The following is a 16,321-nucleotide window of genomic DNA, read 5'->3' as shown; positions in this document are numbered from 1 at the left end:
CAATCTTGGCTCATCAATTACTGACAAAAAATTTGCTCAAATAAACTTCGAGAAATTTCTACCATCAATCAATGATAATATATATCGATCAATCAACCAGTAAAAATCCACACAAGTTGTTCTTCATAATCTCTTAATGATCTTCTTAATGCTTCGTCAGCATCAAGCTAGGTCGGCTATATTACCCTTTCTTTTCAGAAAGTCAACTAGAAATGTTAATTTATTTTCTAACTTATTCTCAAAACTTAGATCCAACCTATTCAGCTAAATCCTTGTTTTTCAACAAGTTTTAATCAACATCACCGCCGATGGATGTGCATTCTACAGCATTTCATATCCAATGCAACCTCTTTTTTAAAATTTAATTATATTTTCTTAACAAGTGATTATATTTTCTACAAAATCACTCTTTTTTCACGGTTAATTCACATTTTTTGTGCAAATATACTTTAGTAAACTGCTTTCAACTCTCGCTATAATGGCGTTATTCTGTTCGTACTTACTATTTATTTAATAAGACTAATATTCAGCTTTTATTCTAGGATGTTTTTATGCAGTACTCTCAACTTATTTGGGTCAGTATGTTAAGTATTGGTTTAGCAGCACCCGCTTACGCCAAACAACCTGAGATTGCAGGCAATAAAATTGCTGACGATACTGCATTATCAACATCTGATAAGTTGTCTACCTCAAATGATAATAACCAGCCTTTAAACAACGATATTGCTAAGGCTTCACAACCAGCTTTAGAAAATTCAGTTAACACCAATGGATCTATCAAAGATTTAAAAAATTTAAAAATTGATAATTTCAAAGTCAATGCAACAGCAGCATTACCTGAAAATGAAAAAGATCCACTTCAACCTTTAAACAGACAAATCTACGCATTTAATGATGTTGTCGATCAAAATGTCTTGCGCCCTATAGCCGTGCAGTACGCTGATAAAGTTCCAGAACAAGTTAGAGATTCATTACGTGGCTTCCGAAACAATTTGGGTGAGCCATGGAATGCTGTAAATCAGGTTGCTCAAGGTCGCTTTAAACGTGCCGCACAAACGTTTGGTCGTTTTACATTAAATACAATTACAACGCTTGGTTTCGCTGATCCTGCACGTCGCTTATCTCTGCCAATGGAAGATGAGGATTTTGGAACTACTCTAGGCTATTACGGTGTCCCTTCTGGTCCTTACCTCGTTCTTCCTTTTATGGGACCAAGCACCTTCCGTGATACTGTTGGTCGCGTAGTAGATAGTCAGGCACGCCCTCAAAAATATTTACTCGATGGTCATGATCGCATCTATTATAGTGACTGGGCACTTAGCGCATTAGATACACGTGCTCAACTTTTAGAGATTGAACAAGTCTTGCAAGGTGACAAGTATGCAGCAATGCGTGATGCCTACTTACAACGAAAAAACTATGTTATTGCTGAAAAACGCGGTCTAGAAACGGGTTCTGGACTATTTATTGAAGATGATTTTTCAGATGATGAATCCTTCATGGATGAGTCTATGGAATCCGAATAGAAACCATATGCAAGTTAAAGTCTAAATCTTCTGTTTTTAGACTTTAACTTGGCGTTCGATATAAGTTCGTCTAAGATAGTTTTATAAATAAAGCATTTAGGATTGATTCTTTCATCTATGTATTTCATTCAACCCACTCGTGACATCCATCTTCTAGATAGCGTTCTAGAGGCTCTGCCGAGTTTACAAATGATTCATATAGATGATCTTCATCTTTACGATTCAACCATCATTGCCATTAGTGATGTTAATGATTTTCTGCAATATAAATGGACTCTCCCTACGATCGTGATAGGTCATGCAGATGAGGGACTTCAACTCTCGCAAGCATGGGAACTTGGTGCACTCGCTGGCTGGATTTGGGACCATCTTCCAAAAGACCTCGCAAAATCGATTGCTAAAATTGAAGCAAAATACAAACGCAATCAGGACAGCCGTGACCTGCCCTCTGCAGCTGAATTACAAAAAAAACTATTACCCAACCCAATCGACCTGCTTAATTATAAAGTCGAGACTTTATTTCAACCGTCAGCTTACTTATCTGGTGATTGGTATGATTATTGGAAACTCAGTGATCGTGAAATCTTATTTTATCTCGCTGATGTTTCTGGACACGGTGTAACAAGCTCACTTCTTACCTCTTGGATGGCTGCATTTCACGGTAGATCGAAAACCCCACGAGAACTCCTCAAAAAACTTAATGGCATGCTTTTACAAGAGAACATCGAAAAGCATATCACAATGATTGCAGGCACATTGAATCTAGAGACCCACCAACTTAAGTGGTCAAGCGCAGGGCATTACCCTCCAGCAATTATCTTTGAACCTAATCAGGATGCTCGCATCCTCAATACCAGCAGCTTTCCCTTAGGTCTTACTGAAGATCTCGAAATTGAAGAGTTTGAATGTACGTTGAATCGTGGAGCTCGTTTTATTATTTGCTCAGATGGTGCACTTGAACCTTTTGATGGTGGATTGAATGAACAATTTACACAATTGGTCTATCACTTGCAAAATCAATCATTCGAAGTTCCTGAACATGTTGCAGATGATATTGCAATACTCAGCTTCCAACGTCTAAATTAAGTTAATAATCAATAGTGTAGCTGTTTATAAATCGATCTACGACTGAAGACTACTTGAGTATCGACTTGCGCTATGTGATAATTTTAGCATCCTTTCTGCAAATGGCATTTATATGTCAACAGGTCATGTTGAATATGCAAGCTTGGATGGTACGCACATTTTCAAACTCATTGGAGAAGTGCGCGCTCAATCTTGTATAAGCCTTGATAAATTATTATCTCGGATTGAACAACAACAAAACGTCGTAGGCGCAATTGTTGATTTAACTCAAACTACATTCATAGACAGTACTGTGCTTGGAATCCTCGCAAAACTAGGATTAAAGCTCAAACAAGTGCATCAAGTTCAAGCTGTTATGTTATCTACTAACCCAGATATCACTACACTTGCGAACAGTATGGGTCTTGGTCAGGTTTTCGTAATTTTAAACTATTGCGGAGATCCGAATGTGTGCACGCGCGCTTTATTGGACGAACACATCACACATAATGCAATGCTTTCAACTGTATTAGATGCTCATCGTACATTAATGAAATTAAATGCTGATAACCAAAATATGTTCGAGCCTTTGGTTAAACAATTAGAACAACAACAAGATACCATCGATCACAGCATCTGATATTCTCTTAAGCATACTGAGCGCTTAAGGAGAACCTCATGACAACCTTACTTTCTGTCACCCAAATGAACTCCCAAAATGATATTGAAAATAACTTTCAAGTCATTGAATCATTGTTAGCAAAAAGTAAGAATCAAGGGGCCTCCTTGATCGTTTTCCCGGAGAATTTCGTTTGTTTTGCGGCAGGCAAACAGCGTGAGACTGCTGAACGATTTGAAGAAATACAATCTCGTTTAGAACAACTTGCTCATCAATATCAAATGTGGATTGTTGCTGGGACACTCCCCTGTCCTTTTCGCCCAGACGGCACCATAGTGCCAGATGGTCGTGTCAGAACAACCAGTCTTTGTATTAGCCCTGAAAAGACAGAAGCACGTTATGACAAGATTCATTTATTCGATGTTCAAGTCGGTGATGCGGTAGGTGGATATCAAGAATCTAAGTTTTTTGAACCAGGTGATCACACCGTCATTGCTAAAACTCCATTTGGCAATATTGGTTTAATGGTCTGCTATGACCTTCGTTTTCCTGAACTTGCTTTAAAGCTGCGCGCACAAGGCGCAAATATTTTAACAGCACCTTCTGCTTTTACTTACACGACAGGTCAAATGCACTGGCAATTACTTTTACAAGCTCGTGCCATGGATAGTCAATGCCAAGTTTTAGGCTCAGCTCAACAAGGGTGGCACGGTGAAAAAAGACAAACCTGGGGTCACTCTGGTGCTGCGAATTCTCGTGGTCAATTGTTAGATATCATCTCTGAAGAAGGTGCTCAAATGATTACAGTTCCGTTTGACATCGATGAACAGAAAAAAATTAGAGAATCGATGCCATTAATTCAGCATCGTAAACTTATTCAGCTTTGACCTGCTCGCACATAAAAATTGAATACCAAGCTTTACAAAATTACCGCTTATCATTCCTTTTAAATCAGAGAGTATAGATATTCACCTATACTCTATCTGGAAGGAATCATGTCATTAGAAAAAGTTGTTTATACCGCACATGCAAAAGCTACTGGTGGGCGTGATGGTCGTGCTACATCATCAGATCAAATTTTAGATGTTCAGCTCGCTGTACCAAAAGAAATGGGTGGTCCCGGTGGTGGAACAAATCCAGAGCAATTATTTGCTGCTGGTTATTCTGCATGTTTCTTAGGTGCGATGAAATTTGTTGCCAACCGCGATAAATTGAAAATCACACCAGAAGCTTATATTGAAGGCGAAGTGAGTATTGGTCCTATTCCAACTGGTTTTGGAATAGCAGCCACTTTAAATATTCATCTGGAAGGCTTGGATAAAGAGGAAGCTCAAAAGCTGGTAGATGCTGCTCATATCGTTTGCCCATATTCAAATGCAACACGTGGCAATATCGATGTGACCTTGAATGTGATTGTTTGATCAAGTTGTTTCTATCCTAAAAATCACGCTGATATGCATATGCATCTCAGCTTTTTTGTGGTTATAAGTTAATTTCAACTTAGAAAAAGAAATTTTATGTTAGGTGGGATCAAGTAGATTTATGTGTATCTAAAGGAATAATGACTCTTTGCCTCAGCTTGCAGTAATCAGTCCTGCAGCTTAATTTAAAGAAAAATAGTGATTTGGAGATACCTCCACTAACTAGTTCAGTATCTCCAAAATTTCCGTCTTCAACTATATCAATTCAAAAGTACATATGTCTTTTTAACTATTACTCTTTTAATCTAGCAAGTAAACTATTTAAAAAGTATTGCTAAGTCAATTAAGGCGGGCGTTGTAATTGAGCCGATCATTGACTTCATAACACTAGGCGTCCCATTAACGGAAATAGCTGGACGTGCACGAGGAGTTGTAAGTGCTGTATCGCTATTTAGATCTATACGGTATAGGATAGAAGCACCATTATTGTTGCTTATTGCCGCTAGAGCTAATCCATTATCACCACCAGCAATATCGAAACCATCATTCAAGCTTAAGTTCACGCCAAGACTACCTAATCTCACCAATGTTCCATCATTGGGTGGAACTTGCTTCGTCAGTAACTGATTGGCCTGATCTAGATTAAATAATTCGGTGCTAAAAGCTGAAATAGGTGTTTTAAAACTGTTGGTATATGCCGCAGCGCTAATCACTGCATTTGTGATCCCATTAATTTTGCCATCTTGAATGGTTTCACCCGTATCGACATTGATTCGCAGATTTTGCCCTGAATTACTGATGACTCTTAAACGGTCAGCCGTTGGATTGAAGTCAACAGCAAACTGTGTGCCGTCTAGAGTACTAAAGTTACTACCCGTGCCTGCTTTAAGTGCAGTCACAAGTGTTGCAGCACCAGAATTTGGGTTAATGGTATACAAGTTTGCTTGATTAGTTAAACCATATAGTGTATCGGTTTTATCAGCAGCAGTACGTAATCTAAAATCAATACCTACGAATTTCTCATTGACCAATACGCCTGTAATTTTTTGTTCGGTCGTATCATTTGGACTATTGATTTCAAATCAAATTAAAGAATTATTATTGGTCAACCCAATTCCTTTTGAAGTGGTTTCTTCTGCTCGATTAAGCGCAATCCCACGAATGGAGGTTTGACGATATTCGTTAGGCAAGTCGCTTGTCTCAAAAATAGCGTTATTGGTCGTTCCGACTTGAGCAAGATTAACTTGAAATAGTTTATATGCACCCGAGACTTTTAATGCAGCAAAACCAATATTATTTATTGGGTCTATATCAAAACCACCGTTATTCGATACATCCTGACCTAAGGGTGCAGAGATACCTAATGTTCCGGCATTTGCATTTTGCAGATAAATGCGATCTGTCGAAGATTCGATACTGTATAATTTTGTACTTGCCGTTCCAGCAAAAGCATTGGTATAAGCTGCGGCACTTACTTCGGTTGTAGCATCACCAACCCGACTAATTTCTCCATCGGTGATGGTGAGACCTGTATCAACATTAACTCTTAGGTTTTGACCATCTTGACCAATAATTCTTAGACGATCCGCAGCAGGGTTGAAATTCACGCTAAGCGCATCAGGATTGGAAGTAATTTTACTAAAAGCTGCATTACCATCTGTCGTATCTGCTGGATCAGCTGTCATTTTAATAACGAATTTTGCTACTCCAGAACTTGGATTTAACGTGTAAATATTACCCAACAAACCTACTGCATATAACTTTCCATCACTTGGACGATGGTCCATTCCAACCAGTTGATCCCCAGAAACTAAACCTGAAATTTTAATATTTGAAATCAGCGAACTAGGTTGGTCATGATTGAGTGAGCTAATCATACCGTCACTGGTCAGTACCAAGAGATTACCAGTAGCATTTGTTGGAGGAATAGGCTCAGATGAATTTGAATCATTACATCCAACTAATCCGATACCACCGAGTACGGTGAGGGTGCAGATGAGTGTTTTGAGTTCCATGTATAATTTTCCTTAATTACTGATATTTGATTTTGAAGAACTTCTGATTACACGGTTCAATATGTAAAACAACTCAGCTTTGCTGAGAAACACGTCGAGGTATCTTTAGACTTGGAAAGGATCATTCTCTATAGTTAAGCATGTAGAATACATAGAAATGTAGATCTTCAAGTTCAATGTCTGTCGCATGTTAATTAACCATATGTTTTTATTATTTTTTAGTAAATATATGTTTTATAGCTATTGTTTTGTATTGTTAGATCTATTTGGTAATACTTCACAGATTTTTCACATTATGTATGAAACCAAATGCAAAATTAAATTATCACATTGCAAAATCTAAATATTACATAATCTTTAATTTTGTAAAATAATTTTAGTGAGATGTCTTACAGTAATGGCGTTTTGACATAAGATAATTCATAAATATTCCTATAATTGACCTTATAAACCTTATTCAAAATTATTTTTATTTATTAATGTAATTCATTACCTTATGCGAATGCGAAATGCCCAACTATTATAATTGGGCTCTTTTGTTGAATCCTCAGCTTTCGAGCTTAATTTCAAATCAGCGCTTCTTCGTTTTATCGAGAATTATTAAATAATCTCTGAATCACTCCGCCGCTTCATTTGTTACTCGAAGTACTTCCTCTAATGTACTCTTACCTTCAAGCACCTTTCGTAACCCATCATCACGTATCGAACCTGACTGCTGACGAGCATAGTTTTCAACTTCAAACTCTGCAGCATTCCCATGAATCAGACGGCGCATTCCATCATCAACAGGGACGATTTCATAAATGGCGGTACGACCACTAAAACCTGTATGCGCACAATGTTCACATCCCTCTGGTTGAGGCAGATTGAGTGCAGTACCATCATGGACATTCTTAAAAATTTCTTTTTCAAAATCATCCGCGGCACGCCAACTATGACAATGCGAACACAAAGTACGAACCAATCGTTGCGCAATCACACCAATTAAAGAACTCGATAGAAGGAATGGCTCAATTCCCATGTCTTTTAAACGCGTCACTGCACCAATCGCAGTATTGGTATGCAACGTCGACAATACCAAGTGACCCGTCAAGGATGCTTGCACAGCAATTTCTGCAGTTTCTAAATCTCGGATCTCCCCCACCATTACCACATCTGGATCTTGACGAAGCATCGCTTTCAATGCACGCGCAAATGTCATATCCACTTTAGTGTTAACCTGAGTTTGTCCAATACCTTCAAGTTGATATTCAATTGGATCTTCCGCGGTCAAAATATTCTTAGATCCGTCATTTAAATCCGAGAGTGCAGCATAAAGTGTCGTCGTTTTACCAGAACCTGTCGGTCCGGTCACGAGAATGATACCGTGAGGACGATGCACTAATTGGGTTAATCGCTCGTAATCATCTTTCATCAGACCCAAATGGGTCATATTTAAACGACCTGCTTGCTTGTCTAAAAGACGCATTACTACGCGCTCACCATGTGAAGAGGGTAAAGTCGAAACACGGACATCCACCTCACGACCTGCCAGTCGTAAAGAGATACGACCATCCTGAGGAATTCGCTTTTCAGCAATATCAAGTTTTGCCATTACTTTAATACGTGAAACTAACAATGGGGCAAGTTCACGACGTGGTTGCACGATTTCTCGAAGTTGCCCATCAACACGTAAACGAACCGATAACTTTTTTTCAAAAGCTTCAATATGTATATCTGATGCACTCACTCGAATGGCTTCGGACAATAATGCGTTAATCAATCTAACAATCGGAGCATCGTCTTCCTGATCCATCAGATCTTCTGCTTCAGGTACTTGATCGGCTAAACTTAACAAGTCAGGATGATCTTCTAAACCAGCAGCCACTTGCTGAGACTCGCCTGTCTCGCCAGCATAACTTGAACTGAGTAACTGACTAAAATCTTGTTCAGTCGCCAATTGATATTGGGCTGTACGCCCCACGTAACGGCGTGCTTCTTGCAAAGCAACCAAAGCAGTATCTTGACGACGGACAATAAAAACTTGATCCCCTTCATAACGCAACAAAACGCCATGCTTTTTTGCAAAACTATACGGTATTTGTATTTGTTTAAGTACTTGCATAAGGGATGATAATCATGATTAAAATTACCTCGAGTGTACTCTAAGCATTTGACAGCGTGAAGACAGTTTTTTAATGAATTTATTTAAGGATATTCCCTATTGTCACTAGATCAGAAACTTGAGCAAAACCCTTCGACTTTAAGATGGTGGGGTGAGCAGCATTTTGAACTCAATCAAGTGCGTGCTTGGCAATTTGGTTCATTGCTCTTTCGACTCACTCGTGGCTTACAAGAATGGCGCATGGAGTACTACCGTCCTCAAATTCAATACGACTACGAACAAAAGTGGCAGGAAATGGATGACCCCCATTTTTCATTTCCTCGTCCAGTACATGTTGAACGTTACATGTTCAGGGAAACTCACCCTAAAATTCAATTGATACCACGTCTTGCAGATCGATCTGTGGTGATCCGTCCTGTAGACCCAATTTACATTCCAGCTGGTCAACGTGGCACGCTTTATATTAGTACCCCTCTGTGGCTTTCAGGTTATGTCGAAAGTCAAAAGACCCCATTATTCGATATACCGGTCATTATGCCTAAAGATACATGGTTCGGACCTGATCAACGCAGTGGTGAAATGTGTTACGCCACTTCAGTTGATGGTCGAACAGAACTCAAACAACTTCGTCCACGTGCATTTCGTGCAGTCACTCCAATTGACTTTCACAATGTCAGTGGACATCAACTCCGTTTCGATCGAATGAATGTACCTGTTCCTGCCCTGCCTTTGTTTTATAGTGAAAGTACAGAGCGATTATGGACGTCACAAATTAAAGTCATTCACGAAGGGATGGATCGACCAGCACGTATTCGTATTGAAAATCGCACCCCACCATTGGCTGGTGATGTAATTTATGTCAATCCAGCACGTGCCCCAGGTAGTACTTTATTTAACATGTTTGATTCATTCTTCTAAGGGGGGCATATGGCAGATAGTCTTACCGGCACCATTGCTGATAGCCTCAAAAGTATATTTACCAATATCAATACGGATCGCCTAACTGAAATTATTATTGCGATTGTGCTTTGCTTTATTGGATTCCTTTTTGCTCGAGTCGTTTCCAATACTTTTGTGAGAACGATCGGCGCCAAATTTAATGCTCATCAGCGTTTGGTATGGCGGCGCGGTATTTTTTATTTTATTTTCCTCATCTTTGTGATGGCGAGTTTAAAAGAAGCAGGTTTTAAATTAAGTGTATTTCTAGGTGCCGCTGGTATTTTGACCGTAGCGCTGGGTTTTGCATCTCAAACCTCTGCGACGAACTTGATCAGCGGTTTATTCTTGATTGGTGAAGGTTCTTTTGAAATTGGTGACACCATTCAAATTACGTTAATTCGTGGACATACCATCGAAGGTGAAGTGATCTCCATTGATTTACTGTCTGTCAAATTACTGACTCAAGATAATGTCTATGTCCGTTTACCTAATGAGCAATTAATTCGTGCTCCCGTACACAACCTTTCTAAATTCCCGATACGGCGCATCCCCATTACACTTGCAATCAACTTTCATGAAGACATCATTAAAGTACGAGAAGTTTTATTAAAAGTGGCAAACAGCTATCCTTTAGTGTTAGCAGATCCCAAACCTGCTGTAACGGTAACCGCATTCCGTGAATCTTCAATCGAATTGTTATTCGCCATTTGGTGCCAACAGGAAAACTTTTTAAAAGTGCGTGATGAAATGCAAGAGCGGATTCGAAACGGTTTTGTTGATCACCATATTGAAATTCCTGTACCTAAAATGGGTTTTGTTGATCGCCCTCCACAACCCTCGTTAACAGATGAGGAAATAGACCAATACGCCAATGCTAAGGAAATCAAAAGAGAGCCTAAATTATAATGAATTAAGGTTAATGCTTGATCTCAGGATCAAGCATTAGTCTCTTCTACTCGATTTTGCTCTGGCGCTGGGGCGATGTACGCAATAATCAGCATCAATCCTCCCGCGCCTAAAAATGATAAAACTCGACTTAGAGTGCCGATATGGGATAAATCTAACAATACCAATTTAAAAGTCACGATCGCCAAAATACTTGCACCAAACATCCATACCACTCGATTATGGATGACAGCGGCATATTTCATCACAATGAATGCCATGACCACCCACAATAATGTCAACGCCAATTGCACTGCAGAATCTTGCCAAATGATCCACTGGTTATAAGGTGTAGCAAAATAAAAATGTAAGGCTCTAAGAAGCACATAACTACTTACCCATAGCACAGCGAGTAAGATCAAGAATGCGCCAAGTGTTCGCTCTAGCCCCATTCTGATTTGACTGCGAAGCACCTGAATAAGCACCCACAAACCAGTCAGACTGACTACATCAATAGGGTTTAAGATTGGGATAAAATATTTCCAAAAGATTTCTACCACCCAAATTTGTGAGCTGACAATCCAGCACAACAATAAAATGAGGCTGGTCTTTGTTAACCAAAGCTTATTCAAGTCTGTTGTTTTAAAAAAACTATAGCCATAAAGTATCAACGGTAGAAGGACAACTCCCATCATAGGTGACATTGAAACTACACCTACGCTGGCACAAGCTAAAGAAGCGAGTCCACCAAAGGCGATCCATTCATTTTCATACTGAGCATTTGAAATTGGTTTTAACCACAGATAGCTGAGAGCCAAACAAGCCAAGATAAACAAGCCTTGCTCACCAAATGATAGCCAGACGATGATACCTTGAGTGTATTGATCGATCAGCATAATAGCTGCGAACACTACAATAGGAATCAGCCCGAACCATTTTGGTAATAACCATGACCATGAGACTACTTGGCGCGGTTGTAAGACTAAATTAGCAGCAAAATAAATCGCAGTTGTGAATGCAAGTGTGTAGATTAATCTCATCGGTTCACTAAAACTTTCCACACCTTGATAAAGCAGTAAAAGACTCGCAAAAAAAGAAAAAATAGACAGGAAAATTTTATCTGACAGTGTCAGCTGTTTTTGATAACGCATCACAACATTGGAGACCACAATCGCAAGGATATAACTTAGACCTAGTAACCATGGGATGATAGTTGGAATTGATGCTAACTCGATCAAATAGTATAAATACGAAAAAAATCCAACTGCTAACAACGCATAACCTAATGTTCGCCCTACCCTAAACTCACGATGCAAGCCCCAAATTAAAATAAGAAGTCCTTCAAAAATCCACCCGATCACACTCCATACTTGTGGGATCAAGATCGGCGGGATAAAACTTAGAAAAATAAAACCTAACATTAAATAATTTTGTTTAATCGCCGTATCAAATTTCGCGTGCTGCACAACTTTAAAAATCGCAAAGTGAGTCAATGCAAAACCCAAACACAAGGCAATTTGAACCGATTTTTGATCTAAATACATGAGATGTAAAAATGCGTATGCGACCAAGGGACTGACATAAATCAATGCGGAGTCAATAATACGCTGACCTAAATGAGCTTGATTTTGATGTGTAGCGAGCTGGTTAAATCTGAAACCCAACCAAATAAATACACTCGCATGTGCAATAACTAGACAGGATAAAACGAATCTCTCTGCAACACCGCCATTCAAAAAGGCATAACCACCACCGATAACAACAATGAGCAGCAACGCTATTTGAGTGAGTATTTTCCATGGATGTAATGTACAAATTACACCTACAACACAATTGACCGCTAGATAATAAGACAGTAATTGAGCTGAGGAAAAATCTGCATGAGGTAATGTGAACGGTGCAATATAAGCAACCAAAACTCCCATCAGGGAAAGCTCCACTGACCGCTGTTTTAAAATCAGTATGACCAACGACAGCATGCTCAAGCTGTAAAGCGTAATCGTATTAATGAGATTTAACAGATCATAGTGATAAGCAAATAGAATACTTAATAACAATCCCGCAAAACCCAGTCCTTGTAAAGCAAGACCAAAGCCGCGGTTTTTTTTCTGTATATGATAACCAAAGGCAACACATATGATCGCGATGACAGCAACAGCCAAAAGTTTGATTGAAAGACTTAAGGTCCAATGTTCAACCATATATCTCAATAATAAGACGACCCCAATCACCAGGACAGTAATCGCAACTTTCAGGACAGGATTCCCATGAAAGATCCATCGTCTGATTTGCGCTCCAAAACCCAAATCATTCTGCTGATTTATCTGGATTCCCTCTAAACCTTGTAAAATACTTGGGGTACTCGTCTGATCGTCTCGATCTAGTTTTATTAGCTTTTCCTGCAAAGCACCGATTTGAATTAATCGACCCTCAAGTTGTCGCAACCAGTTTAGAAAAAAATAAATCCAGAATGTTAAACCTAATCCAACCAACCATGTCCAATCGAACAAGCTGCCAATTAGTGCAAGAAATGACGAAATATATAAGGGCAATCGTGATGTATTCTGTTTCGAATAATGAGTCTGTTGCTCAATGTTGGTAAGCGGTTTTTCAATATGATGGGCATATTGCATAACACTTATGAGGAATGCAGCAACACATAAAAACGTAATGATCGGCAACGCTAGAACCCAAGTACTGATCGCTACTATGATGAGGAGCATCAACCAAATCATTTTTATTTCACTATGTTGCTTCAGCATACACATCATTCCTTTTTAGCTAGATTGATGATACCTCAGCAAGAATTGGCATTTTGCGTTTTTCATCGCATATTCTGTACACTTGATTGCAAATCTTGTATCAGCGCAACTGCTGAAAATCACGTACAATGAAAAAGTTAATTGGATTAGGAACGTTTCAATGCCACCATTTGTCTTGGTCGATGGGTCATATTTTTTATTTCGTGCTTATCACGCACTACCACCGCTAACGACGTCAACAGGTTTACAAACCAACGCAATTCGCGGAGCTATTTCTGCTATCCAAAAGTTAATGCGTCGTGTTCAACCTACACACATGGCTGTCATTTTTGACACACCTGAACCAACTTTCCGTCATCAACTTTCCCCAATATATAAAGGGGATCGACCGAGCATGCCTGACGAACTCGCTCAACAAATTCCGTATTTACATAATTTAATTCGTGCTTTAGGTATCCCACTCCATGCCATACCTGGTGCGGAAGCCGATGATATCATCGGTACGCTGGCAAAACGTGCAGAAAAAGAAGGCTATCAAGTCTTGATTTCCACAGGCGATAAAGACATGGCTCAATTGGTCACGGACAAAGTGACACTTGAAGACAGTTTTAAAGACAAGCCCATGGATGTGAATGGCGTTTTTGAAAAGTTTGGTGTTTGGCCGAACCAAATTATTGATTATTTAACCCTCATGGGAGATGCCTCTGACGGCATCATGGGCGTTCCTGGTATCGGAGCAAAGACTGCGGCTAAACTGCTGAATGAATATGGTTCAATTGGTGGCATTCTTGAAAATGTCGATAAAATTAAAGGCAAAGTAGGCCAAAATATTAAAGACAATGCAGATGGTATTGCGCTAGATCATCAGCTAGCAAGTATTGTTTGTGACTTAGACATGAATCTGACCTACGATGATCTTAAACTCCGAGATCCAAATGTTGCAGATTTACGTCAGCTTTACACCGAACTTGAGTTTAGAAATCAACTTCAGTCTCTAGATCATCCCAACAATCCAAATAGTGCTGCGTATAAACAATCAAGTCAAGTTATCGCAAAACCGAGTACTGCAACATCGAAAATCGAAGACCAAGCGGTTCAAACTAGTGTAGATGATCAGCTTGGCGAGGCAACTTACCATACCGTTTTAACACCAGCGGATTGGGAAAAACTCTTTCAAAGATTGACTACTGAGAAACGCTTTGCTTTCGATACTGAAACCACAAGTTTAGATTATCGTGTTGCAGAGATGGTAGGCTTCTCTGTGGCATTTGATGCCCAAGATGCATATTACGTTCCGCTTGCTCACGACTATGAAGGTGCTCCAGAGCAATTGGATCGCGACGCTATTCTTGCGCAAATCAAACCAATTTTAGAAAACGCTGAGATTGAGAAGATTGGTCATCATTTAAAATATGATGCTCATATTCTCGAAAATCATGGAATTCATTTACAAGGCTGGTACTTTGACACCATGCTTGCCTCGTACGTGCTCAATGCTGTGGCGACGCGCCATGGTATGGATGACGTTGCGCGCGTTTATCTTAGCCACTTAACCACTACTTACGAACAAGTGGCGGGCAAAGGTGCTAAACAAAAAACCTTTAATCAAATTGAAATCGAAACAGCAGCTCATTATGCCGCTGAAGATGCCCATGTAACCTATCGTTTGTATGAGGTATTGGAGCGTAAGCTTAAAGAAATCCCAGAGCTTCTCAATATTCTTCATCAAATCGAAATGCCGACAGCTGCAGTTCTGACGACGATGGAAGAAAATGGAATTCAGCTCGATTTGAGTTTCCTCGATCAATTGGGTCAAGAATTTTCTAATACAATTCTAGAGTTAGAAAATCAGATTATTGAAATCGCGGGTCAACCTTTCAATGTCAGCTCACCTAAGCAGGTGGGTGATATTCTTTTTGATAAGTTAGGTTTAAAAGGTGGTAAGAAAACTTCAACAGGTCAATACAGTACCAGCGAAAGCATTCTTGAGAAAATTGATCACCCGATCGCTGCACTTATTTTAGAATATCGCGGCTTGTCTAAGTTAAAAAGTACCTATACTGACGGTTTAATCAAACAAGCCAATAACGAAAGTCATCGTGTTCATACCAGCTACCATCAAGCTTTAACCGCAACTGGACGATTATCTTCTACTGATCCTAATCTTCAGAATATTCCAATTCGCGAAGAGATCGGTCGTCAAATCCGAAAAGCTTTTGTTGCACCTGAAGGTCGGGTTTTACTTGCTGCCGATTACTCACAAATTGAACTACGTCTTATGGCACATTTTTCACAAGATGAGGCTTTAGTTGACGCGTTTAATCACGGCCAAGATGTTCATCGCCGTACTGCAGCAGAAGTATTAAATATTGCTTTGGATGATGTAACCAATGATCAACGTCGCCAAGCCAAGGCCGTCAACTTTGGATTACTTTATGGCATGTCTGAGTTTGGTTTAACACGTCAATTGGGATTCACACGCGAAGAATCTCAAAATTACATTAAACAATATTTCCATCGCTATCCTGGCATTTATGAATATATGCAACGCACACGACAAGTCGCATTAGAACAAGGCTTTGTTGAAACCATTACAGGGCGACGCTTATACACACCAGATATCGATGCGCGCAATATGATGATTCGAAAGGCAGCTGAACGCGCTGCAATTAATGCGCCTCTTCAAGGTTCTGCTGCGGAGATTATCAAAATGGCAATGATCGAAGTAGATAAAATTTTACCTAAAGATCAGGCCAAATTATTATTGCAAGTTCACGATGAATTAGTGTTTGAGGTAGATGAAGCGATCGCTGACGAGATCGCTATTAAAATCGCAGATGCAATGCAAGGCGTTGTTCAACTCTCTGTGCCACTTGTTGTTGAAGTCGGCAAAGGGAAAAACTGGGGCGAAGCGCACTAATTTCTAAGATTCTTAGATTGTAAAAAAGGACTCAAATGAGTCCTTTTTTATGAGATTGTTTAAAT

10 protein-coding genes and 1 pseudogene are annotated in these 16,321 nt (G+C 39.5%); 8 read left to right on the top strand and 3 right to left on the bottom strand.

Features of this window, described 5'->3' with window-relative positions; all coding sequences use genetic code 11:
* Positions 1-551: 551 nt before the first annotated feature.
* From BMW42_RS12915 to BMW42_RS12895, 5 genes are all read left to right on the top strand, one after another.
* Positions 552-1,526 carry an MlaA family lipoprotein gene (locus BMW42_RS12915; RefSeq protein WP_092768373.1) on the top strand — a complete coding sequence of 325 codons (975 nt, stop codon included), beginning with the start codon at positions 552-554 and terminating at the stop codon, positions 1,524-1,526.
* A 117-nt stretch (positions 1,527-1,643) separates the two neighbouring features.
* Complete coding sequence (gene gigA / locus BMW42_RS12910) at positions 1,644-2,612, top strand: RsbU family protein phosphatase GigA (RefSeq protein WP_092768371.1); 969 nt, start codon at positions 1,644-1,646, stop codon at positions 2,610-2,612.
* Between the two features lie 112 nt (positions 2,613-2,724).
* Positions 2,725-3,231 carry an anti-anti-sigma factor GigB gene (gene gigB, locus BMW42_RS12905; protein WP_035268529.1) on the top strand — a complete coding sequence of 169 codons (507 nt, stop codon included), beginning with the start codon at positions 2,725-2,727 and terminating at the stop codon, positions 3,229-3,231.
* Positions 3,232-3,269: 38 nt separating this feature from the next.
* Entirely contained in the window at positions 3,270-4,097 is an 828-nt protein-coding gene (locus tag BMW42_RS12900) for a carbon-nitrogen hydrolase family protein (RefSeq protein ID WP_092768369.1), read from the top strand.
* Positions 4,098-4,205: 108 nt separating this feature from the next.
* Positions 4,206-4,631 (top strand): organic hydroperoxide resistance protein, encoded by a 426-nt coding sequence (locus BMW42_RS12895; RefSeq protein WP_035268535.1) that lies wholly within the window; start codon positions 4,206-4,208, stop codon positions 4,629-4,631.
* 317 nt (positions 4,632-4,948) lie between these two features.
* On the opposite strand, the pseudogene BMW42_RS12890 reads toward BMW42_RS12895, so the two are convergent.
* Both BMW42_RS12890 and gspE read right to left on the bottom strand, forming a co-directional pair.
* Positions 4,949-6,646, bottom strand: a pseudogene (locus BMW42_RS12890) (DUF4394 domain-containing protein).
* Between the two features lie 616 nt (positions 6,647-7,262).
* On the bottom strand, positions 7,263-8,750 hold the full coding sequence (gene gspE / locus BMW42_RS12885) for a type II secretion system ATPase GspE (protein WP_035268540.1): 1,488 nt from the start codon (positions 8,748-8,750) through the stop codon (positions 7,263-7,265).
* Between the two features lie 99 nt (positions 8,751-8,849).
* Here gspE and BMW42_RS12880 point away from each other — a divergent pair, with 99 nt between their 5' ends.
* Complete coding sequence (locus tag BMW42_RS12880; protein WP_092768367.1) at positions 8,850-9,668, top strand: hypothetical protein; 819 nt, start codon at positions 8,850-8,852, stop codon at positions 9,666-9,668.
* 9 nt (positions 9,669-9,677) lie between these two features.
* Complete coding sequence (locus tag BMW42_RS12875; protein ID WP_035268545.1) at positions 9,678-10,595, top strand: mechanosensitive ion channel family protein; 918 nt, start codon at positions 9,678-9,680, stop codon at positions 10,593-10,595.
* Positions 10,596-10,624: 29 nt separating this feature from the next.
* Here BMW42_RS12875 and BMW42_RS12870 read toward each other — a convergent pair whose 3' ends face one another.
* Positions 10,625-13,336, bottom strand: coding sequence for a DUF2339 domain-containing protein (locus BMW42_RS12870; protein WP_171260731.1), 2,712 nt, complete (start codon positions 13,334-13,336; stop codon positions 10,625-10,627).
* A gap of 160 nt (positions 13,337-13,496) precedes the next feature.
* Between BMW42_RS12870 and polA the strand changes: the two genes are divergently transcribed.
* Positions 13,497-16,256, top strand: a complete 2,760-nt coding sequence (polA, locus tag BMW42_RS12865) for a DNA polymerase I (protein WP_092768363.1) — start codon at positions 13,497-13,499, stop codon at positions 16,254-16,256.
* Positions 16,257-16,321 lie beyond the last annotated feature (65 nt).

This window comes from Acinetobacter sp. DSM 11652, from assembly GCF_900109815.1.
In the GTDB taxonomy this organism is placed as follows: Bacteria; Pseudomonadota; Gammaproteobacteria; order Pseudomonadales; family Moraxellaceae; genus Acinetobacter.
This window is presented reverse-complemented; position numbering and strand designations above follow the sequence as displayed.